This is a genomic window from Escherichia sp. TW14182, from assembly GCF_000208525.1.
Taxonomy (GTDB): Bacteria; Pseudomonadota; Gammaproteobacteria; order Enterobacterales; family Enterobacteriaceae; genus Escherichia; species Escherichia ruysiae.
The window spans coordinates 35,430-57,924 of the sequence record NZ_AEJZ01000080.1 but is presented as its reverse complement, the minus strand read 5'-3'; the positions used below and the strand labels follow the sequence as shown (position 1 = coordinate 57,924).

The 22,495-nt window shown below is 50.5% G+C and carries 21 protein-coding genes; 13 read left to right on the top strand and 8 right to left on the bottom strand.

Annotated elements, in window-relative coordinates; translation table 11 throughout:
• The first annotated feature begins 2 nt into the window (after positions 1 to 2).
• Both hisP and rpnB read left to right on the top strand, forming a co-directional pair.
• Positions 3 to 776: a histidine ABC transporter ATP-binding protein HisP gene (gene hisP / locus EQY_RS0108270; RefSeq protein ID WP_001293604.1), complete on the top strand. Its 774-nt coding sequence runs from the start codon at positions 3 to 5 to the stop codon at positions 774 to 776.
• Between the two features lie 196 nt (positions 777 to 972).
• Positions 973 to 1,875, top strand: coding sequence for a recombination-promoting nuclease RpnB (rpnB, locus tag EQY_RS0108265; protein ID WP_000156123.1), 903 nt, complete (start codon positions 973 to 975; stop codon positions 1,873 to 1,875).
• 47 nt (positions 1,876 to 1,922) lie between these two features.
• On the opposite strand, the gene EQY_RS0108260 is transcribed toward rpnB, so the two are convergent.
• The 3 genes from EQY_RS0108260 to yfcG are packed head-to-tail and all read right to left on the bottom strand — an operon-like array spanning position 1,923 to position 3,903.
• On the bottom strand, positions 1,923 to 2,816 hold the full coding sequence (locus EQY_RS0108260; protein ID WP_001028349.1) for a TIGR01777 family oxidoreductase: 894 nt from the start codon (positions 2,814 to 2,816) through the stop codon (positions 1,923 to 1,925).
• A 20-nt stretch (positions 2,817 to 2,836) separates the two neighbouring features.
• A complete protein-coding gene (folX, locus tag EQY_RS0108255; RefSeq protein ID WP_000068453.1) occupies positions 2,837 to 3,199 on the bottom strand; it encodes a dihydroneopterin triphosphate 2'-epimerase in 363 nt (120 codons plus the stop codon).
• A 56-nt stretch (positions 3,200 to 3,255) separates the two neighbouring features.
• Complete coding sequence (gene yfcG / locus EQY_RS0108250; protein ID WP_000566493.1) at positions 3,256 to 3,903, bottom strand: GSH-dependent disulfide bond oxidoreductase; 648 nt, start codon at positions 3,901 to 3,903, stop codon at positions 3,256 to 3,258.
• Between the two features lie 134 nt (positions 3,904 to 4,037).
• Here yfcG and yfcF point away from each other — a divergent pair, with 134 nt between their 5' ends.
• Genes yfcF through yfcD form a run of 3 tightly spaced genes read left to right on the top strand, consistent with a single transcriptional unit; the run spans position 4,038 to position 5,889 of the window.
• On the top strand, positions 4,038 to 4,682 hold the full coding sequence (yfcF, locus tag EQY_RS0108245) for a glutathione transferase (RefSeq protein WP_000042424.1): 645 nt from the start codon (positions 4,038 to 4,040) through the stop codon (positions 4,680 to 4,682).
• Positions 4,683 to 4,737: 55 nt separating this feature from the next.
• Positions 4,738 to 5,289 (top strand): phosphodiesterase, encoded by a 552-nt coding sequence (yfcE, locus tag EQY_RS0108240; RefSeq protein WP_010346680.1) that lies wholly within the window; start codon positions 4,738 to 4,740, stop codon positions 5,287 to 5,289.
• Between the two features lie 57 nt (positions 5,290 to 5,346).
• Entirely contained in the window at positions 5,347 to 5,889 is a 543-nt protein-coding gene (gene yfcD / locus EQY_RS0108235) for an NUDIX hydrolase YfcD (protein WP_000437935.1), read from the top strand.
• 31 nt (positions 5,890 to 5,920) lie between these two features.
• Here the strand turns inward: yfcD and yfcC are convergent, their stop codons facing one another.
• The 3 genes from yfcC to ackA form a co-directional block, all read right to left on the bottom strand.
• On the bottom strand, positions 5,921 to 7,441 hold the full coding sequence (gene yfcC / locus EQY_RS0108230; RefSeq protein WP_001274494.1) for a putative basic amino acid antiporter YfcC: 1,521 nt from the start codon (positions 7,439 to 7,441) through the stop codon (positions 5,921 to 5,923).
• A 189-nt stretch (positions 7,442 to 7,630) separates the two neighbouring features.
• On the bottom strand, positions 7,631 to 9,778 hold the full coding sequence (pta, locus tag EQY_RS0108225) for a phosphate acetyltransferase (RefSeq protein ID WP_000086702.1): 2,148 nt from the start codon (positions 9,776 to 9,778) through the stop codon (positions 7,631 to 7,633).
• 74 nt (positions 9,779 to 9,852) lie between these two features.
• Entirely contained in the window at positions 9,853 to 11,055 is a 1,203-nt protein-coding gene (gene ackA, locus EQY_RS0108220) for an acetate kinase (protein WP_000095694.1), read from the bottom strand.
• Between the two features lie 337 nt (positions 11,056 to 11,392).
• On the opposite strand from ackA, the gene yfbV reads away from it, so the two are divergent.
• The 4 genes from yfbV (at position 11,393) to EQY_RS0108195 (ending at position 15,006) form a co-directional block, all read left to right on the top strand.
• The gene (gene yfbV, locus EQY_RS0108210) at positions 11,393 to 11,848 is read left to right on the top strand and encodes a terminus macrodomain insulation protein YfbV (protein ID WP_000106619.1); all 456 of its coding nucleotides are present in this window, start codon (positions 11,393 to 11,395) and stop codon (positions 11,846 to 11,848) included.
• An 83-nt stretch (positions 11,849 to 11,931) separates the two neighbouring features.
• On the top strand, positions 11,932 to 12,426 hold the full coding sequence (locus EQY_RS0108205; RefSeq protein ID WP_000426118.1) for a YfbU family protein: 495 nt from the start codon (positions 11,932 to 11,934) through the stop codon (positions 12,424 to 12,426).
• 10 nt (positions 12,427 to 12,436) lie between these two features.
• Entirely contained in the window at positions 12,437 to 13,087 is a 651-nt protein-coding gene (gene hxpA / locus EQY_RS0108200; RefSeq protein ID WP_001203421.1) for a hexitol phosphatase HxpA, read from the top strand.
• 86 nt (positions 13,088 to 13,173) lie between these two features.
• A complete protein-coding gene (locus EQY_RS0108195; RefSeq protein ID WP_001012872.1) occupies positions 13,174 to 15,006 on the top strand; it encodes an SLC13 family permease in 1,833 nt (610 codons plus the stop codon).
• 86 nt (positions 15,007 to 15,092) lie between these two features.
• On the opposite strand, the gene yfbR is transcribed toward EQY_RS0108195, so the two are convergent.
• Together yfbR and alaA are read right to left on the bottom strand one after the other, a co-directional pair.
• Positions 15,093 to 15,692, bottom strand: a complete 600-nt coding sequence (gene yfbR / locus EQY_RS0108190; protein ID WP_000813872.1) for a 5'-deoxynucleotidase — start codon at positions 15,690 to 15,692, stop codon at positions 15,093 to 15,095.
• Positions 15,693 to 15,775: 83 nt separating this feature from the next.
• Positions 15,776 to 16,993, bottom strand: a complete 1,218-nt coding sequence (gene alaA, locus EQY_RS0108185) for an alanine transaminase AlaA (RefSeq protein WP_000074519.1) — start codon at positions 16,991 to 16,993, stop codon at positions 15,776 to 15,778.
• 920 nt (positions 16,994 to 17,913) lie between these two features.
• Here alaA and lrhA point away from each other — a divergent pair.
• From lrhA to nuoC, 4 genes are all read left to right on the top strand, one after another.
• The gene (gene lrhA / locus EQY_RS0108180) at positions 17,914 to 18,852 is read left to right on the top strand and encodes a transcriptional regulator LrhA (protein WP_000622296.1); all 939 of its coding nucleotides are present in this window, start codon (positions 17,914 to 17,916) and stop codon (positions 18,850 to 18,852) included.
• A gap of 627 nt (positions 18,853 to 19,479) precedes the next feature.
• A complete protein-coding gene (gene nuoA / locus EQY_RS0108175) occupies positions 19,480 to 19,923 on the top strand; it encodes an NADH-quinone oxidoreductase subunit NuoA (protein ID WP_000062994.1) in 444 nt (147 codons plus the stop codon).
• A 15-nt stretch (positions 19,924 to 19,938) separates the two neighbouring features.
• The gene (gene nuoB / locus EQY_RS0108170; protein ID WP_000386733.1) at positions 19,939 to 20,601 is read left to right on the top strand and encodes an NADH-quinone oxidoreductase subunit NuoB; all 663 of its coding nucleotides are present in this window, start codon (positions 19,939 to 19,941) and stop codon (positions 20,599 to 20,601) included.
• A gap of 89 nt (positions 20,602 to 20,690) precedes the next feature.
• Entirely contained in the window at positions 20,691 to 22,493 is a 1,803-nt protein-coding gene (gene nuoC, locus EQY_RS0108165; RefSeq protein WP_000247878.1) for an NADH-quinone oxidoreductase subunit C/D, read from the top strand.
• Positions 22,494 to 22,495: the final 2 nt, after the last annotated feature.

Below are 22,495 nucleotides of genomic sequence, written 5' to 3'. Positions count from 1 at the left end.
CGATGTCCGAGAATAAATTAAACGTTATCGATTTGCACAAACGCTACGGTGAACACGAAGTGCTGAAAGGGGTCTCTCTGCAAGCGAACGCCGGAGATGTGATAAGCATCATCGGATCGTCGGGATCGGGGAAAAGTACCTTTCTGCGTTGCATTAACTTCCTCGAAAAACCGAGCGAAGGATCGATCGTGGTTAACGGCCAGACCATCAATCTGGTGCGTGATAAAGACGGCCAACTCAAAGTCGCCGATAAAAATCAGCTGCGCTTACTGCGCACACGCCTGACGATGGTGTTCCAGCACTTCAATCTCTGGAGCCACATGACGGTACTGGAAAACGTCATGGAAGCGCCGATTCAGGTGCTGGGTCTGAGTAAGCACGAAGCACGCGAGCGGGCGGTGAAGTATCTGGCGAAAGTCGGCATAGACGAACGTGCGCAGGGGAAATACCCGGTGCATCTTTCCGGCGGTCAGCAACAGCGTGTTTCCATCGCAAGGGCGCTGGCAATGGAACCGGAGGTTCTGCTGTTTGATGAACCTACCTCGGCGCTCGATCCTGAACTGGTAGGCGAAGTGTTGCGTATTATGCAGCAGCTCGCAGAAGAGGGAAAAACGATGGTTGTAGTGACCCACGAAATGGGCTTTGCCCGCCACGTCTCCACGCATGTAATTTTTCTTCATCAAGGGAAAATTGAAGAAGAGGGGGCGCCAGAACAGTTATTCGGCAACCCGCAAAGTCCGCGTCTGCAACAGTTCCTTAAAGGTTCGCTGAAATAATTACCTCTCCGGTGGCTAATGCTGCCGGAGTATTTTCAGGGGGAATTTGCGAGTCAGCTTCCGCTGAAATGTAAAAGTTGCAGTCCGCTAAAAATACTTCTGAATTCGCTGTCCAAAGATAAAAACTGCCTGCTGCATTAGCTATTAAGGATGGGTATTGTCACGTCATCTTAAATTTGAGGGGTGACGGAACGCCATGACAATATCGACAACTTCCACGCCGCATGATGCGGTATTTAAATCTTTTTTACGCCATCCAGACACCGCGCGGGATTTTATTGATATTCATCTTCCCGCACCGCTGCGCAAACTGTGTGATTTAACGACGCTCAAACTGGAACCCAACAGTTTTATTGATGAAGACCTGCGGCAATATTATTCCGACCTCTTGTGGTCTGTGAAAACGCAGGAGGGCGCGGGCTATATTTATGTAGTGATAGAGCACCAAAGTAAGCCAGAAGAATTAATGGCTTTTCGCATGATGCGCTATTCCATCGCGGCAATGCAAAACCATCTTGATGCGGGCTATAAAGAGCTTCCGTTGGTGATCCCGATGCTGTTTTATCATGGTTGCAGGAGTCCTTACCCTTATTCTCTCTGCTGGCTTGATGAATTTGCGGAGCCAGCTATAGCCCGCAAAATTTATTCATCGGCTTTTCCGCTGGTGGATATTACCGTAGTGCCGGATGACGAGATTATGCAACATCGCAAAATGGCGTTGTTGGAATTAATTCAGAAACATATCCGTCAGCGCGATCTGTTGGGATTAGTCGATCAAATTGTTTCGCTGCTAGTTACAGGGAACACTAATGACAGACAGCTAAAAGCTCTGTTTAATTACGTATTACAAACAGGGGATGCCCAGCGTTTCCGAGCATTTATTGGTGAGATAGCGGAACGTGCACCACAAGAAAAGGAGAAACTGATGACCATTGCTGACAGATTACGTGAAGAAGGGCGGAATGATGGATTAATTCTGGGCAAACGTGAAGAAGCCCTGCGTATTGCTCTGGAGATGTTGGAGAGAGGTTTAGACAGAGAGTTAGTTCTGATGCTGACCCGACTTTCGCCAGACGATCTTATCGCGCAAAGCCACTAATCCTGTAACGCCGGGAGTTAACTGGCGGATGTTTGCAGTAAACCACATCAGCGAACGACATCCGCCAGCGCCTCTTCTAAATCGTACCAGCGAAACGCAAAACCCGCTTCTTCCAGCCGTTTTGGCAACGCACGTTGTCCGCCCAAGACCAGAACCGATGATTCCCCCATCAGCAAGCGAATAGCTGTGGCAGGGACGCGCAAAATCGCTGGGCGATGCAGCGCATGACCAAGCGCATGGGCAAATTGTTCATTGTGTACCGGATATGGCGAGACCATATTAAATGGCCCGCGCAGATCGTTATCCAGCAGCCAGAGAATACCGTTGACCATATCATCAATATGAATCCAGGCCAGATACTGCCGACCGGAACCAATCGGCCCGCCCAGGCCAAGACGAAACGGCGGCAGCATTTTACCGAGAATACCGCCATCCGGTGCCAGCACTACGCCGGTACGCAGCAGGCACACTCGCGTTTTGTCACTTTGCGCCCGACAGGCAATTTCCTCCCAACGGGCGCAGAGTTTATGGGTAAATTCGTTATGTGGCGGTTCTTCTTCGGTGACCACGACTTCACCTAAGTCACCATAATATCCCGTCGCCGAGCCGGAAATGAGCACTGACGGCGGCGTGTCGCTGGCGTTAATCAAATCCACCAGTTTTTGCGTTATATTCCAGCGGCTTTGGCAGAGGCGATCTTTTTGCTCGCGAGTCCAGCGTTTATCGGCTATTGGTTCACCGGCCAGATTGATCACCGCATCAACGCCGTTGAGGTTGCTTTGATCGGCAAGCTCTTGCCATAGTGTCACCTGGGAGCCGAGAACTGAGCTGGCTTTCTGCGGGTTACGTGTTACAACCGTGACCTGATGGCCCAGTTCCAACAAACGTGGGATTAAATGACGACCAATTAATCCCGTTCCTCCAGTGATCACTATGTTCATGCAGCCTCCCGATATGGCGGTTAACGCTGCCAGCGTAAGGTCATGGATACCGAATCCGCGTAGCGCAGCGCGTGCAGTTTATCGATCTCCACTTCAGCATACGTCACCCAGTGATGTTCACGTGCGATATCGAGCACATCCTGAGTTAATTTTTCCAGCAAAGAGAAACGGTTATTCTCTACATGCTGAATAATGTTTTTCGTTACGGTGCGATAATTCAGCGCATCGTTGATATCTTCACTGGTTCGCGCTTTATCGGCGGGGTAGTGGATCGTCACATTGATAACAATATCCTGACGGTTGTTAATCTCTTCGTCCTTAATGCCAATAAACGTTCGTAAACGAAGGTTCTTTATCCGAATAATCGCGGCAGGTTGTGCCATTGCAGGTTCTCCGTTGTTTTATTTAGGATTAAATAATACACGAGAACCAGGTTCTGTTAACTATTCGAAATCTCATCATTTACTTGTGCTTTTAGTAGCGCCTGCCCGGTAGCAGGACGTGAGCGGATTCGTTCATACCAGTTTTTTACTGCCGGATACATTGCGAGTTCAATTCGCTGGCGAGTCCAGGCATTAACCCACGGCCAACAGGCAATATCTGCAATGCTGTAGTTTTCACCGCCCAGCCAGGGCGAGTTTTCCAGGCGCTTATTCAATACATGATACAGACGCTGAGTTTCAACCTGATAACGCTCAATTGCATAGGGAATAGTCTGTGGCGCTGCATGATTAAAATGGTGATTTTGCCCGAGCATCGGCCCCAGGCCTCCAACCTGCCAGAATAACCACTGTAATGTAGTGGCGCGCTCACGCGGTTGATGACCTAAAAATAGCCCTGTTTTTTCCGCCAGATACAACAAAATCGCACCTGATTCAAAGAGGCTTAATGGTTCTCCGCCGTCAGTCGGGGCATGATCAACAATCGCCGGAATTTTATTGTTGGGCGAAATGCGCAAAAACTCCGGGCGAAACTGACCACCTTTACCGAGGTCAACTTTGATTAAGCGATAATCCAGTCCCGCCTCTTCGAGAAACAACGTAATTTTGTGACCATTCGGCGTTGGGGCGAAATAGAGATCGATCATTGCAGCTCCGGTTATCTAATAATCTGAACACATCAAGTATAGAAAGCGCAGCGACTTGTGTAAGTTTTCATCAAGTCACCGTGACAAAAAGGCTCTATAGTTTGATAGCAAGCCCATTTATCGCTGAGGACATAATGAGTAAACCTGCTATCACGCTGTGGTCAGATGCCCATTTTTTCTCCCCTTATGTGTTATCCGCCTGGGTGGCGTTGCAGGAGAAAGGCCTGCCTTTTCATATAAAAACCATCAACCTCGACAGCGGTGAACATTTGCGGCCGACGTGGCAAGGTTACGGACAGACACGGCGCGTGCCGTTGTTACAAATTGATGATTTTGAGTTGAGTGAATCCTCTGCCATTGCAGAATATCTGGAGGAGCGTTTTGCGCCGCCGACCTGGGAGCGCATTTATCCGCTTGATTTGCAAAAGCGGGCGCGAGCACGGCAGATTCAGGCCTGGCTACGCAGCGATCTGATGCCCATCCGCGAAGAACGTCCGACGGATGTTGTCTTTGCTGGTGCGAAAAAAGCGCCACTAACGGCGGAGGGAAAGGCCAGTGTAGAGAAACTGTTCGCGATGGCAGAACATTTACTGGCACATAACCAGCCGAATCTGTTTGGTGAGTGGTGTATTGCGGATACTGATTTGGCGTTAATGATTAACCGCCTGGTATTACAGGGTGATGAGGTGCCGGAACGTCTGGTGGATTATGCAGCATTCCAGTGGCAGAGGGCTTCAGTTCAGCGTTTTATTGCACTTTCGGCGAAGCAATCTGGCTGATAGAGGCGATAGAATCCAGTATCATAGCTTACGTTTTTTCGACGAGGAGTGAGTGATGAAACTGATGTTTGCATCGGACATTCATGGGTCGTTACCGGCGACGGAACGTGTTCTGGATTTGTTTGCCCAGAGCGGAGCTCAGTGGCTGGTGATTCTTGGCGACGTGCTGAATCATGGCCCGAGAAACGCCCTGCCTGAAGGGTATGCGCCAGCCAAAGTAGCCGAACGGCTGAATGAGGTGGCGCATAAAGTTATCGCCGTGCGCGGCAACTGCGATAGCGAAGTGGATCAGATGCTGCTGCACTTCCCGATAACCGCACCGTGGCAACAGGTATTACTGGAAAAACAACGTCTGTTTCTGACGCATGGTCATCTGTTTGGCCCGGATAATCTGCCGACTTTAAACCAGAACGACGTGTTGGTGTACGGTCATACCCATCTACCAGTGGCGGAACAGCGGGGTGAAATCTTCCACTTTAACCCCGGTTCGGTAAGCATCCCGAAAGGCGGTTATCCGGCGAGCTATGGCATGTTGGATGATGACGTACTAAGCGTAATCGCACTCAATGATCAAAGTATCATTGCGCAGATCGCGATTAATCCGTAATTTACCCACAACTCAAAATGCGCCGTAAGAGCGCCAGAAAAAGAAGGTTTCCTGATAATGGAACAGCGTCGTTTGGCAAGTACTGAATGGGTGGATATTGTCAATGAAGAGAACGAAGTCATTGCACAAGCCAGCCGGGAACAAATGCGGGCACAGTGTCTGCGTCATCGTGCAACTTATATTGTCGTGCATGATGGCATGGGCAAAATTCTTGTGCAGCGTCGTACCGAGACAAAAGACTTTTTACCCGGCATGTTAGATGCGACCGCTGGTGGTGTGGTCCAGGCCGATGAGCAACTGCTGGAATCCGCACGTCGCGAAGCGGAAGAAGAGTTGGGCATTGCCGGTGTCCCCTTTGCCGAGCACGGGCAGTTCTATTTCGAAGATAAAAATTGCCGTGTCTGGGGCGCGCTGTTCAGTTGTGTCTCTCACGGTCCATTCGCCCTCCAGGAAGATGAAGTCAGTGAAGTTTGCTGGCTAACGCCGGAAGAAATCACCGCACGTTGCGATGAGTTCACTCCAGACTCGCTGAAAGCACTGGCGTTGTGGATGAAGCGCAATGCCAAAAATGAAGCCGTAGAGACTGAAACGGCAGAATAAAAAAGAGCCGCAATTGCGGCTCTTAACATTTTTAATGGTAGCCCATTAACTGAGCGCCTATCACCACCACGCTGGACATAATAAACAGCAGTCCAAGCAGTGTCGCACCCACTTTCACCCAGTTACGGAAGTCCACCCGGCAAACACCGAGCGTGGCCATTAACGACGCCGAGGTCGGGTAAATGATGTGACTGAAGCCATCGCCGAACTGGAATGCCAGCACGGTAACCTGGCGGTTAACACCGACCAGATCGCCAAGCGGTGCCAGTAATGGCATGGTTAGCGCAGCCTGACCAGAACCGGATGTCACGAAGAAATTAAATACCGCCTGGAAGAGCAACATAAACCAGGCCGCGACCGCGTTATCCAGACCGCTAATGGCATTGGCAATGCTGTTGAGGATAGTATTCAGCACGCTGGCCTCACCAGCTTCACCGTTACCCACCAGCAGCAAAATCCCTTTGGCGAAACCTACCAGCAGGGCAGGGGCGATCATCATTCGCGCGCCTTCGGTAAAGGATGAAGCCATGGTATTTACCGTCATGCCGTTAAGACGGAAGACAACGCCGATGATGCCAATCACCAGCCCCATAGTGAAGAACTGGCTGGCAATTTCTGGAATAAACCATGCATTAACGATCACGCCCCAAATTACCCAGACCATCACGGCGGTCAGGACAATCAATACCAGCCAGTCACCAAAGGTAAACGGACGTTGTTCAACATCAGCCTGCTTTTCACGAAAGAAGCGGTCGGACTCATGCACGCGTGACAGAAGAGGATTCTTTTTCACTCGTGAGGCATAAACCATGGTAAAGATCAGGCCAATCAGAGTCGCGATAACCCACACCACAATGCGCAGGCCGGAGCCGGAAAGCACCGGAACGCCAGCAATCCCCTGGGCGACAACCACGCAGAACGGGTTCATCCACGAGCTGGCAAAACCGATTTGCGTGGCGATATAGGTCACCAGGACGGTAGTAATACTGTCATAACCCAGTCGTACCATTAGCGGGGCAATGATGATGGCAAAGGCGACAGCCTCTTCTCCCATGCCGAACACCGCACCACCGAGCGAAAAGAGAATAAACAGCGCCGGAATAAAGAGAATTTCATTCCCTCGTGTATGGCGGATAAGCGCCAGGATGCCGTTATCAATGGTTCCTGTACGCATCACGATGCCAAATGCACCGCCAATCACCAGCATAAACATGATGATGCCAACGGCTGTCCCGTATTTCGATCCGGAGGTTAACCCTTCAAACGGGAAGTTCATCAGGCCTGGACGTTCATCTCCGGTCGTGAACAGTTGTACGCGATGATACTCAGGTTCGCCGGCCTCGTTGGTCAGAATGCGAAATGAGTGAGGGTCTACGACTTTGCGTGTTTTCGTCTGACCATCAACCTGGTACTGCACTTCCTGACTGTCAAACATCCCCACCGGAACAACCCATGTGGCGAGGCTGGTTAAAATAGCGACAAAAAAGATAATCACCAGCGTATCGGGCATTGCCCATCTTCTGGTTGGTTTGGATTCAGTTATTGCGGACATAGCGCAAATTTTCCCTTGCACAAGACAAAGTGGTAAGTATGCAAAGTGATATGGCGCAATTCATTGATGCAGCGCAGTTAAGCAAGATAATCAGAAAGGAGTAATGCAAATTAAGAGAATAAAAAACCGGAAACAGTGACTATTTCCGGTTCAGATATCCGCAGCGCAAGGCTGCGGATGATGACGAGATTACTGCTGCTGCTGTGCAGACTGAATCGCAGTCAGCGCGATGGTGTAGACGATGTCGTCAACCAGAGCGCCACGGGACAGGTCGTTAACCGGCTTGCGCATACCCTGCAGCATCGGCCCGATGGAGATCAGGTCGGCAGAACGCTGTACCGCTTTGTAGGTGGTGTTACCGGTGTTCAGATCCGGGAAGATGAACACGGTAGCGCGACCTGCAACCGGAGAGTTCGGTGCTTTAGATTTCGCAACGTCAGCCATTACCGCAGCGTCGTACTGCAGCGGACCGTCGATCATCAGGTCAGGACGTTTTTCCTGCGCCAGACGAGTTGCTTCGCGAACTTTTTCTACGTCGCTACCTGCACCAGAAGTACCGGTGGAGTAGGAGAGCATAGCAACACGCGGTTCGATACCGAAGGCTGCGGCGGAATCTGCGGACTGAATCGCAATTTCTGCCAGTTGTTCTGCGGTCGGATCCGGGTTGATCGCACAGTCACCGTAAACGTAAACCTGTTCCGGCAGCAGCATGAAGAACACGGAAGATACCAGAGAGCTGCCCGGTGCAGTTTTGATCAGCTGCAGCGGCGGACGGATGGTGTTTGCGGTGGTGTGGACAGCACCGGAAACCAGACCATCAACTTCATCCTGTTCCAGCATCAGCGTACCGAGAACCACGTTGTCTTCCAGCTGTTCGCGGGCAACGGTTTCGGTCATGCCTTTGTTCTTACGCAGCTCGACCAGACGAGCAACATAGCTTTCGCGAACCACTTCTGGATCAACGATTTCAATGCCTGCGCCCAGTTCTACGCCCTGAGACGCGGCAACGCGGTTGATCTCTGTCGGGTTACCCAGCAGTACGCAAGTTGCGATACCACGTTCAGCACAGATAGCGGCTGCTTTAACGGTACGCGGTTCGTCGCCTTCCGGCAGAACGATACGTTTGCCCGCTTTGCGCGCCAGTTCGGTCAGCTGATAACGGAACGCCGGCGGAGACAGACGACGGCTGCGCTCGGAAGTGGCAGTCAGAGAATCGATCCAGTCAGCGTTGATGTAGTTAGCAACATATTCCTGAACTTTCTCGATACGCTCGTGATCGTCAACCGGAACTTCCAGGTTGAAGCTCTGCAGGCTCAGAGAAGTCTGCCAGGTGTTGGTGTTCACCATAAATACCGGCAGGCCGGTAGCGAAAGCACGTTCGCACAGTTTAGAAATGCGCGCGTCCATTTCGTAGCCGCCAGTCAGCAGCAGGGCACCGATTTCTACGCCGTTCATTGCAGCCAGGCAAGCGGCAACCAGCACGTCAGGACGGTCTGCGGAAGTCACCAGCAGAGAACCAGCACGGAAGTGCTCCAGCATGTGCGGAATGCTGCGTGCGCAGAAAGTGACGGATTTAACGCGGCGAGTGTTGATGTCGCCTTCGTTGATGATGGTCGCATTCAGGTGACGCGCCATATCGATCGCACGGGTTGCGATCAGATCAAAGCTCCACGGCACAGCGCCGAGAACCGGCAGCGGGCTGGATTCTTGCAGCTTCGCCGGATCAACATTGTTGACTTTAGCTTTGGAAGAGTCGTCGAAAATCTCGGACAGATCCGGGCGAGTACGACCCTGTTCATCAACCGGTGCATTCAGTTTGTTAACGATAACGCCGGTGATGTTGGTGTTTTTGGCACCGCCGAAGCTGTTGCGGGTCAGTTCGATACGCTCTTTCAGCTGTTCCGGGGTGTCAGTGCCCTGAGACATGACGAAGACGATTTCCGCGTTCAGCGTTTTAGCGATTTCGTAGTTCAGAGACTGGGCAAATTGGTGCTTACGTGTCGGGACCAGACCTTCAACCAGAACCACTTCAGCGTCTTTGGTGTTAGCGTGGTAGTTCGCGACGATCTCTTCCATCAGCACATCTTTTTTATTGCTGGAAAGCAGACCTTCAACGTAACTCATTTTCAGCGGTTCAGCGGCTGTCGTGGTGGAAGAATTCGCACGCACAATAGTCGTTGTCTGATCGGGCGCATCGCCACCGGTACGCGGCTGAGCGATAGGTTTGAAAACGCTCAGACGAACGCCTTTGCGTTCCATTGCACGGATCACGCCAAGACTGACGCTGGTCAGACCGACGCTGGTTCCGGTAGGGATCAGCATAATAATACGGGACACGGTTTATCCTCTTTCGTTACCGCCGGTTTGGCGGGTTACAAAACAGCACCGCCAGCAGGGCTGGCGGTGTGGAATCAGGCGGTCAGGCGGCAGGCGTCTTGCCCGATAACCAGCTCTTCGTTGGTTGGGATCACAACAGCAGGGCGGGTGCCTTCTTTGTTGATGAAACCAGATTTGCCGAAACGTGCAGCCAGGTTGCGTTCATGATCAACTTCAAAGCCCAGCACGCCCAGTTTGCCCAGAGACAGTTCACGAACCATCGCGGCATTTTCACCGATACCACCGGTGAATACAACAGCGTCCAGACGACCATCCATCAGCGCAGTGTAGGCACCGATGTATTTCGCCAGGCGGTGGCAGTAAACGTCCATTGCGCGCTTCGCGTCTTCTTTCGTCGCGTAGTTGTCTTCAACATAGCGGCAGTCGCTGGTCACTTCGGTCAGACCCAGCAGGCCAGACTCTTTGGTCAGCAGTTTGTTGATTGCGTCAACGCTCATGCCCAGGGTGTCGTGCAGGTGGAAGATGATAGCCGGGTCGATATCGCCAGAGCGAGTACCCATTACCAGACCTTCCAGCGGGGTCAGACCCATAGAGGTGTCAACGCATTTACCGTTGCGGATAGCAGAAACGGAACCACCGTTGCCCAGGTGGCAGGTGATGATGTTCAGCTCTTCTACCGGTTTGTTCAGCATTTTTGCCGCTTCCTGGGTTACATAGAAGTGGCTGGTGCCGTGCGCGCCGTAACGACGGATGCCGTGCTCTTTGTACAGGTTGTACGGCAGGGCGTAGAGGTAAGACTCTTCCGGCATAGTCTGGTGGAACGCAGTGTCAAATACAGCAACGTTTTTGTCTTTCAGCTGCGGGAAAGATTTCAGAGCTTCTTCGATACCGATCAGGTGAGCCGGGTTGTGCAGCGGTGCAAAAGAAGCCGCATCTTTGATACCCTGAATAACAGACTCATCGATCACTACGGAGCTGGTATACTTCTCGCCGCCGTGTACGATACGGTGACCGATAGCGGTCAGCTGCGCAGAAAGTTCTGGTTTTTGTGCCAGAATATTATTAACGATAAAGTTGAGCGCTTCGCTGTGAGCGGCGCCTGCACCTAAAGCCGCTTCTTGTTTATTGCCGTCCATTTTCCATTTGATGCGTGCTTCGGGCAGGTGGAAACATTCGGCTAAACCAGAAAGGTACTCTTCACCATTTACAGCATCGATGATTGCAAATTTCAGTGAAGAACTACCGCAGTTCAGAACCAGTACTAACTTACTCGACATGGAAGTACCTATAATTGATACGTGGCTAAAAAAACGTCAGGGAGCCATAGAGCGTAGCGCATGATGACACCGACATTTATGATTAACATCATGCACTGCAAATTTTTTTTGCATGATGGAATAAATATCTTGAGTCTATGCCATTTTGCGTAATTTTCAGCCAATGGCATAATGTATATGAATTTGACGACTCAATGAATATGTACTACTTAGGCCTTCAGGCTGCTAAAGGATACCTGATAGTGGGTATGGAAGACAAAATGTTTTGAACGTTGTCCCGCTGAGTTGTGAATTTGCACAAATTTTTGAATCTTTATATGTGAAGTTGAGGTGAAGCATGTCAACGCCGGATAATCGTTCTGTTAATTTTTTTAGCTTGTTTCGCCGGGGACAGCATTACTCAAAGACGTGGCCGCTGGAAAAACGCCTTGCCCCGGTCTTTGTTGAAAATCGCGTCATCAAGATAACGCGCTATGCGATTCGTTTTATGCCGCCGATTGCTGTGTTCACTCTCTGCTGGCAAATTGCACTAGGCGGTCAGCTTGGGCCGGCTGTTGCTACTGCACTGTTCGCCCTGAGTTTGCCGATGCAGGGGCTGTGGTGGCTGGGCAAACGTTCTGTTACGCCATTACCGCCGGCGATCCTGAGTTGGTTTTATGAGGTTCGTGGTAAATTGCAGGAGGCCGGGCAAGCATTAGCACCCGTAGAAGGCAAGCCTGACTATCAGGCATTAGCTGACACGCTTAAGCGCGCCTTCAAACAACTGGATAAAACTTTCCTTGATGATTTGTAATTGACCCCTGATTACGCATATAAAAGAAGGCAGACATCGGCCTTCTTTTTTTTCACCGTAGTAAAGTGATACAGGAGTCAACAATGGAAATGACCAACGCGCAACGTCTTATTTTGTCTAACCAGTACAAAATGATGACTATGCTCGATCCGGCAAATGCTGAACGTTACCGTCGCCTGCAAACAATCATTGAGCGTGGTTATGGATTGCAGATGCGCGAACTGGATCGTGAGTTTGGCGAGCTGAAAGAAGAAACTTGCCGCACTATCATCGACATTATGGAGATGTATCACGCACTGCATGTTTCCTGGTCTAATTTGCAGGATCAACAAGCTATCGATGAACGCCGTGTCACCTTCCTCGGCTTCGACGCCGCTACTGAAGCGCGTTATCTCGGTTATGTACGCTTTATGGTTAATGTTGAAGGGCGTTACACCCATTTTGATGCCGGGACTCACGGCTTTAATGCTCAGACGCCAATGTGGGAGAAATATCAACGCATGTTGAACGTCTGGCATTCTTGCCCGCGTCAGTATCATCTGAGCACTAACGAAATTAATCAAATCATTAATGCCTGAGGAGGCTAGCGTGCGGTGCAAAGGTTTTCTGTTTGATCTTGATGGTACGCTGGTGGACTCCCTGCCTGCGGTAGAGCGGGCGTGGAGCAACTGGGCGAGACGCCATGGATTAACGCCGGAAGAAGTGCTGGCTTTTATTCACGGTAAACAGGCAATAACGTCTCTGCGCCATTTTATGGTGGGGAAATCGGAGGCGGAAATTGCTGCAGAGTTTACGCGTCTGGAGCAAATCGAGGCTACGGAAACCGAAGGGATCTCCGCACTACCTGGGGCGATAGCTTTGCTCAATCATTTGAATAAAGCGGGTATTCCATGGGCAATTGTCACTTCTGGTTCTATGCCAGTTGCACGAGCCCGCCACAAAATAGCCGGACTTCCCGCACCGGAAGTATTTGTTACTGCGGAGCGGGTGAAACGTGGAAAACCAGAGCCTGATGCATATCTGTTAGGCGCGCAACTGCTGGGGCTTGCACCACACGAATGCGTGGTGGTGGAAGATGCTCCCGCAGGTGTGCTTTCAGGCCTGGCGGCGGGATGTCATGTTATTGCGGTTAATGCCCCGGCAGACACTCCACGTCTGAATGAGGTAGATTTGGTTCTCCATAGTCTGGAGCAAATTACTGTGACCAAACAGCCAAATGGCGATGTTATTATTTCGTGAAACACCTAATCATGATTTAGCCCCGTCTCGTCGGGGCTTTTTTGTGGCAGAATCAAGCCATCCCCCTCAATTAACAAGGATAAGTTGTGAACGGTGAATTGATCTGGGTTCTCTCATTACTGGCCGTTGCCATAGTCCTGTTCGCTACAGGCAGAGTGCGTATGGATGCGGTCGCTTTGTTTGTTATTGTCGCGTTTGCATTAAGCGGAACGCTGACGGTTCCCGAAGTTTTTTCCGGCTTTTCCGATCCCAACGTTGTGCTGATCGCCGCCCTGTTTATTATTGGTGATGGTTTAGTCCGTACCGGCGTTGCAACCGCGATGGGGACATGGCTGGTTAAAGTAGCAGGCAACAGTGAAATCAAAATGCTGGTTTTACTGATGTTAACTGTTGCGGGTCTTGGCGCATTTATGAGTTCAACTGGCGTCGTCGCTATCTTTATTCCCGTGGTGTTAAGCGTTGCCATGCGTATGCAAACGTCGCCGTCGCGCCTGATGATGCCGCTGAGTTTTGCCGGGTTGATTAGCGGCATGATGACGCTGGTGGCGACGCCGCCTAACCTGGTGGTGAACAGTGAACTGCTACGCGAAGGTTATCACGGGTTTAGTTTCTTTAGCGTAACGCCTATCGGCCTGGTCGTATTGGTACTCGGCATCTTATACATGCTGGTGATGCGTTTTATGCTGAAAGGGGATTCCCAGACCCCGCAGCGCGAAGGCTGGACGCGTCGCACCTTCCGCGATCTTATTCGTGAATACCGTCTTACCGGACGTGCGCGCCGTCTGGCTATTCGCCCCGGTTCGCCGATGATTGGGCAACGACTGGACGACCTTAAATTGCGTGAACGCTATGGCGCAAATGTCATTGGTGTTGAACGCTGGCGTCGTTTTCGTCGTGTTATTGTGAATGTGAACGGGGTTTCTGAATTTCGTGCGCGTGACGTTTTGCTTATCGATATGTCAGCGGCTGATGTCGATCTCCGGCAATTTTGCAGTGAGCAATTGCTGGAGCCGATGGTTTTGCGCGGTGAGTATTTTTCCGATCAGGCTCTTGATGTCGGCATGGCGGAGATTTCATTAATTCCTGAGTCAGAGCTTATTGGTAAATCGGTGCGCGAAATTGGCTTTCGTACTCGCTACGGGCTGAATGTCGTGGGGCTGAAACGCAATGGCGTGGCGCTGGAAGGTTCGCTGGCGGATGAGCCTCTGCTGCTGGGCGATATCATTCTGGTGGTCGGTAACTGGAAACTGATCGGTATGCTGGCAAAACAGGGGCGCGATTTTGTGGCGCTGAATTTACCGGAAGAAGTGAGTGAGGCATCGCCCGCACACAGCCAGGCACCCCATGCCATTTTTTGTCTGGTGTTGATGGTGGCCTTAATGCTAACCGATGAAATTCCTAACCCTGTTGCCGCTATCATTGCCTGCCTGCTAATGGGGAAATTCCGCTGTATCGATGCCGAAAGCGCCTATAAATCCATTCACTGGCCGAGCATTATTTTGATCGTTGGGATGATGCCGTTTGCTGTAGCATTACAGAAAACCGGAGGTGTTGCGCTGGCGGTAAAAGGACTGATGGACATCGGCGGCGGTTACGGACCGCATATGATGCTGGTCTGTTTGTTTGTCTTGTCGGCGGTTATTGGGTTATTTATCTCTAATACCGCGACGGCGGTGTTGATGGCTCCGATTGCGCTGGCTGCCGCAAAAACAATGGGCGTATCACCTTATCCGTTCGCAATGGTCGTGGCGATGGCTGCATCCGCCGCTTTTATGACGCCAGTTTCTTCGCCCGTTAACACACTGGTTTTAGGTCCGGGGAATTACAGCTTCAGTGACTTTGTGAAGCTGGGTGTACCGTTCACCATTATCGTGATGGCGGTTTGTGTGGTGATGATCCCGATGCTGTTTCCATTTTGACGAGAGCCTGATGTCGCATCCGTCGCTTATTGCCTGATGCGACGCTGGCGCGTCTTATCAGGCTGTGTCGGCTGGTATCTGGCTGCTTACAGCGGTGAATCCTGGCTAATCTCATCGAGCGAAAGATGGAAGCTGGGAACAAATACTTCCATGAAGTAGTCCATCTCCTGGCTGCGGCGCGCTTCAAGCGTCGCTTCCAGCCGCGTTTTTGCCAGCAAAAATTCATTATTTCCGGCTGCGAGTTCTTCAAGGCATTTCAGATACGCACACAGCGCATCCGCCTGTTTAACCAGTGACTTTTCTTCATCGCTATACGCATTCTCATCGATTAAAGGCGCAAATATATCCCGCAACTCCTCAGGAACCATATCGACAAGTTTTTGCTGAGCGATTTTCTCAATGGCTTTATATTCTTGGGCGATTTGCGAGTTGAAGTATTTCACCGGAGTAGGAAGATCGCCAGTGAGCACTTCAGAGGCATCGTGGTACATCGCCAGCAGTGCGATGCGTTCTGCATTCACCTGTCCGCCAAATTTGCGATTCTTGATGGCTGCCAGCGCATGGGCGACCATCGCTACCTGCAAACTGTGTTCGGACACATTTTCCGTCCGCACGTTGCGCATTAGCGGCCAGCGGTTAATGAGTTTCAGGCGGGAGAGGTGGGCAAAAAAATGGCTCTGTTTCATAGTGACCTTACGAGTGATGACATCCTGAGGTCATTGTGGAGGGATAACACTGCCGGATGCAATCTCCGGCAGTGAATTTAAGATTACAACTGATGATAACCGGAAAGGAAACGAGCGAACTTGCTCAAGGACAGTTCGATATCATCAACACGCGGCAGCGTGACAATGCGGAAGTGATCCGGCCACGGCCAGTTAAATGCAGTTCCTTGTACCAGCAGAACTTTTTCCTGTAACAGGAAATCCAGTACCATCTTCTGATCGTCGTGAATATTAAAGCGTTTGGCGTCGATTTTCGGGAACATGTACAGTGCGCCGCGCGGCTTCACACAGGAAACACCTGGAATGTCGTTAATCAATTCCCAGGCGCGATTACGCTGCTCGTAAAGACGTCCACCCGGCATGATAAACTCGCTGATACTCTGATAGCCGCCGAGTGCGGTTTGTATTGCGTGTTGCGCGGGAACGTTGGCGCACAGTCGCATTGAGGCCAGCATTTCCAGACCTTCGATGTAGCCTTTGGCGTGTTTTTTCGGCCCGTTCAGCACCATCCAGCCCTGACGGAAGCCAGCGACGCGATACGTTTTCGACAGCCCGTTAAAGGTAATGGTCAGCAGGTCAGGAGCTAACGGCGCAATCGAGTGATGCTCTGCGTCGTCATAGAGGATTTTGTCGTAAATTTCATCGGCGAAGATAATGAGATTATGTTGACGCGCAATCTCCACAATCTCCATCAAAAGCTCTTTGGAATATACTGCGCCGGTTGGGTTGTTCGGGTTGATAATAACAATGCCGCGCGTGCGTGGCGTAATTTTGGCGCGAATGTCATCGAGATCCGGGAACCAGTCAGAGGATTCATCGCAAAGATAGTGCACTGCTTTACCGCCGGAGAGCGAAACTGCCGCTGTCCATAGAGGGTAATCAGGCGCAGGAACCAACATTTCGTCCCCACTGTTCAGCAATGCCTGCATTGCCTGAACGATAAGCTCTGATACACCATTGCCAATGTAAATATCTTCCACGGTAACATCACGCATACCACGAGCCTGGTAGTGCTGCATGATGGCTTTACGCGCGGAATAAAGGCCTTTGGAATCGCAATAGCCCTGAGCTGTCGGGAGGTTGCGTATCACGTCAACCAGGATCTCATCGGGTGCGTCAAAACCGAACGGCGCTGGATTGCCGATGTTCAGTTTCAGTACTTTGTTACCTTCTTCTTCCAGGCGTTTTGCTTCTTTCAGCACCGGACCACGGATGTCGTAACAGACATTCTCTAATTTGCTGGATTTTTCAATGGGGGACATGAATCTTGACCTTTTTGCTGTTATCGCCACTCCCTGCCGTGGAAGTCAGCTTAGAACAATGTACTCTCCCAGGGCGGCGTTTTGAAGTTCTGCAGAACAAGATTTTGCTAGCAGAGAAAGAGGAATTGTGCTGTTAATAACTTAATTATCGCAAAATAATAAGATGCATATACTTAATAAGCGATGTTTTGTAGTGATTTGTTCTGAATATTAATTCGCTGTATGGTTTTTTTGTCTGGCAGATAAATGCGTAAAATTTCTTCGGCTTAAGAAATCACGAACATAAAGTGTTGATGATATTTTCGTTATAAGTGAAAAATTAACGAGTAGTGATTGCCGATGTGTCGTATAGGTGATTACGGGGGTAATTATTGTTAAGAGGAATTAATGAATGCGGGTGATGCTAATTAATTATTATTTAATATTCAAAAAGGTTTTGTTGTGCATATTAATAATAGAAGATTACTTTGCCTAACATAACATAACTTTGCATCAGATAATTCGCAATGACCCTTATAAATAAAAGGGTTTTAGGGTAAAATGCTTGCTTTAATGACGGAACACCTGCTTTTGATGCGGTCTCATCCTTGCTGTTTGTACGCGTATACGTATTAGCCGCGCTGCTGCGAGGGAGAGGAGCAGGGAGCAACATTTACATTTACACAAACTCGCGCATGTCATAAATAGAAAAGAGTGAGTAACTTAATAGATATGCGATCCCTGAAGATATATTCTGTGATCTACTTCAGGCATTATAACGGAACAATGTGAGCCACATTTTTAGTGCAACTCATATGCATTTTTACTTTCATCCGGGTTCCGGATGAAACTGCCAGGGAGGCACATTACAAATGGAATTGCTTGTTTGTGTGTGCACAGCATTAACCAGCTCAGTATGAGCCGCCAGTAAGTGATAATATATGATAAGTGCAAATCGTCCGATAATTAACCTCGACCTCGATCTGCTGAGAACATTTGTTGCTGTTGCCGATCTGAACACTTTTGCTGCTGCAGCTGCCGCTGTGTGTCGTACTCAGTCCGCTGTTAGCCAGCAAATGCAACGTCTGGAACAACTCGTTGGGAAAGAACTGTTCGCTCGGCATGGTCGCAACAAACTGTTAACTGAACATGGCATTCAGCTTCTTGGTTACGCCAGGAAAATCCTGCGTTTTAATGATGAGGCTTGCTCATCATTGATGTTCAGTAATCTTCAGGGCGTGTTAACTATCGGTGCTTCAGATGAATCTGCTGATACGATCTTACCTTTCCTGCTTAATCGCGTAAGTTCGGTTTATCCGAAACTTGCGCTGGATGTCCGCGTTAAGCGCAATGCCTATATGGCAGAAATGCTGAAGTCCCAGGAAGTGGATTTAATGGTTACCACTCATCGTCCTGATACCTTTAAGGCGTTGAACCTGCGTACTTCTCCTACGCACTGGTATTGCGCTGCGGAATATGTGTTGCAAAAAGGCGAGCCGATCCCACTTGTGCTCCTGGATGATCCTAGTCCGTTCCGTGACATGGTTCTGGCAACGCTCAATAAAGCGGATATTCCATGGCGCCTGGCGTATGTTGCCTCCACATTACCGGCGGTTCGTGCTGCAGTAAAAGCGGGTCTTGGCGTGACGGCAAGACCGGTTGAGATGATGAGTCCGGATCTGCGCGTTTTGAGCGCGGTAGACGGTTTACCTCCACTACCAGATACCGAATATTTGCTGTGCTATGATCCATCCAGCAATAATGAGTTGGCGCAGGTGATATACCAGGCGATGGAGAGTTATCACAACCCATGGCAATACAGCCCGCTGACTACCCAGGAGGGGGACGATTCCCTGTTGATAGAAGGGGATTACGAATAATCGTCCGGCAATAACAATTTCTGATGACAAGTTTGTAAAAATAAGCCACTGGTGACGAATAAAACGTCAGTGGCTTTTTTTACAATAAATCCTTAAGAATTTTCCTCACGACGAACAAAATCGTTCATTTTTCAATCATCAGCCATTCTCCTCACTGACGAACAAAAAATCGCCTGAAAAAAATCTCCTGCTACAATGATGTTAAAAAATGCGTAAAATTTTTGCTGTATTTTTGTTATGGATTAACAAAAGCGTGTCACAGATCAAGAAAATACTCTCTTTTGGGGGGAGGAATCGACACAAATTCCTGTCAAAATAGACCCGTATTTTTTCCATTGCTTCACAACGGACACGATTCAACAACATCTAATTTTCCTGGAGTTGTCAACAATCTGGGGCTAAAGGGCATTAAATGCAAAAGTTGTTGATATCATGTAAATTAATGTGAAGAAACCTTTGTTAAAGTTGACAAAAGGTTATAGAAAGGAGTAAAAGACCACATCAATTAGCTGTTAAAATAGTTTCTACAGTGATTGTAAGGTTTTTTTTATTCCTCCCCATGAATCGATGTGGCGTCCATCTGCCGTGAAGAGCAGTGAATCTGGCGCTACTTTTGATGAGTAAGCAATGAGTATGTCAACATCCACTGAAGTCATCGCTCATCACTGGGCATTCGCTATCTTTCTTATCGTTGCCATTGGCCTGTGTTGCCTGATGCTGGTAGGCGGTTGGTTTTTAGGCGGTCGCGCACGCGCGAGGTCGAAAAACGTGCCGTTTGAATCAGGTATCGACTCGGTCGGCTCCGCCCGCTTACGCCTGTCTGCCAAGTTTTATCTGGTGGCCATGTTCTTCGTTATCTTCGACGTTGAGGCGCTGTATCTGTTCGCATGGTCAACCTCCATTCGCGAGAGCGGCTGGATTGGCTTTGTAGAAGCGGCAATTTTTATTTTTGTGTTACTGGCTGGTCTGGTTTATCTGGTGCGTATTGGCGCGCTGGACTGGACGCCCGCGCGTTCTCGCCGCGAGCGTATGAACCCGGAAACGAACAGTATCGCTAATCGTCAACGCTAACCGCGAGGCATTAAGATGGATTATACGCTCACCCGCATAGATCCCAACGGTGAGAACGACCGTTACCCCCTGCAAAAGCAGGAGATCGTAACCGACCCTCTGGAGCAAGAAGTTAACAAAAACGTGTTTATGGGCAAGCTCAATGACATGGTTAACTGGGGTCGTAAAAACTCAATTTGGCCGTATAACTTCGGTCTTTCCTGCTGTTACGTTGAGATGGTGACCTCGTTTACTGCGGTGCATGACGTGGCGCGTTTTGGCGCAGAAGTATTACGTGCTTCGCCGCGTCAGGCTGACCTGATGGTGGTGGCAGGAACCTGCTTTACCAAGATGGCACCGGTTATTCAGCGTCTGTATGACCAGATGCTGGAGCCGAAATGGGTTATCTCTATGGGAGCCTGTGCCAACTCCGGTGGTATGTACGACATTTATTCCGTTGTACAGGGCGTTGATAAATTCATTCCGGTTGATGTGTATATCCCGGGGTGTCCGCCGCGTCCGGAAGCGTATATGCAGGCACTGATGTTGTTGCAGGAATCTATTGGTAAAGAACGTCGCCCGCTCTCCTGGGTCGTTGGCGATCAGGGCGTTTATCGCGCCAATATGCAATCAGAGCGCGAACGCAAGCGCGGTGAACGCATTGCCGTTACCAACCTGCGCACCCCTGACGAGATTTAATTTGCGCCTGTCGGCAAAGGCATTTTTCTTCGCTTATTCCTAAATCTATTGCGCGAAGCCACGCCGACAGTCACCACGGACCATATGCAATGGTGAACAATATGACCGACTTAACCGCGCAAGAACCCGCCTGGCAGACCCGCGATCATCTTGATGATCCGGTGATAGGCGAACTGCGCAACCGTTTTGGGCCGGATGCCTTTACTGTTCAGGCGACTCGCACCGGGGTTCCCGTTGTGTGGATCAAGCGTGAACAATTACTGGAAGTTGGCGATTTCTTAAAGAAACTGCCGAAACCTTACGTCATGCTGTTTGATTTACACGGCATGGACGAACGTCTACGCACCCACCGCGAAGGGCTACCTGCTGCGGATTTTTCTGTTTTCTACCATCTGATTTCCATCGATCGTAACCGCGACATCATGCTGAAGGTGGCGCTGGCTGAAAACGACCTGCACGTACCGACCTTTACCAAATTGTTCCCGAACGCCAACTGGTATGAGCGTGAAACCTGGGATCTGTTTGGCATTACTTTCGATGGTCACCCGAACCTGCGCCGCATCATGATGCCGCAAACCTGGAAAGGTCACCCGCTGCGTAAAGATTACCCGGCGCGCGCTACCGAATTCTCGCCGTTTGAGCTGACCAAAGCCAAACAGGATCTGGAGATGGAAGCCCTGACCTTCAAACCGGAAGAGTGGGGGATGAAGCGCGGCACCGAAAACGAAGACTTCATGTTCCTCAACCTCGGCCCGAACCACCCGTCGGCGCACGGGGCTTTCCGTATCGTTTTGCAACTCGACGGCGAAGAGATTGTCGACTGCGTACCAGACATCGGCTACCACCACCGTGGCGCTGAGAAAATGGGCGAACGCCAGTCCTGGCACAGCTATATTCCTTACACCGACCGTATCGAATATCTCGGCGGCTGCGTTAACGAAATGCCTTACGTACTGGCGGTAGAGAAACTGGCCGGAATTACCGTGCCGGATCGCGTTAACGTGATCCGCGTAATGCTCTCCGAACTGTTCCGTATCAACAGCCACCTGCTGTACATTTCCACCTTTATTCAGGACGTCGGCGCGATGACGCCCGTGTTCTTCGCCTTTACCGATCGGCAGAAAATCTACGATCTGGTAGAAGCGATAACCGGTTTCCGTATGCACCCGGCGTGGTTCCGCATTGGCGGCGTAGCGCACGACCTGCCGCGTGGCTGGGATCGTCTGCTGCGTGAATTCCTCGACTGGATGCCGAAACGTCTGGCGTCTTACGAGAAAGCGGCGCTGCAAAACACCATTCTGAAAGGCCGTTCCCAGGGCGTTGCCGCCTACGGCGCGAAAGAGGCGCTGGAGTGGGGCACCACCGGTGCTGGCCTGCGCGCCACCGGGATCGACTTCGACGTGCGTAAGGCGCGTCCTTATTCTGGCTATGAAAACTTCGACTTTGAAATCCCGGTTGGCGGTGGCGTTTCTGACTGCTACACCCGCGTGATGTTGAAAGTGGAAGAGCTGCGTCAGAGTCTGCGCATTCTTGAGCAGTGCCTCAACAACATGCCGGAAGGCCCGTTCAAAGCGGATCACCCGCTGACTACGCCGCCGCCGAAAGAGCGCACGCTGCAACATATCGAAACCCTGATCACCCACTTCCTGCAAGTATCGTGGGGGCCGGTGATGCCTGCCAATGAATCCTTCCAGATGATTGAGGCGACTAAAGGGATCAACAGTTACTACTTGACCAGCGACGGCAGCACCATGAGTTATCGCACCCGTATCCGCACGCCGAGTTATGCGCATTTGCAGCAAATTCCGGCGGCGATCCGTGGCAGCCTTGTGTCTGACCTGATTGTTTATCTGGGCAGTATCGATTTTGTTATGTCAGATGTGGACCGCTAATT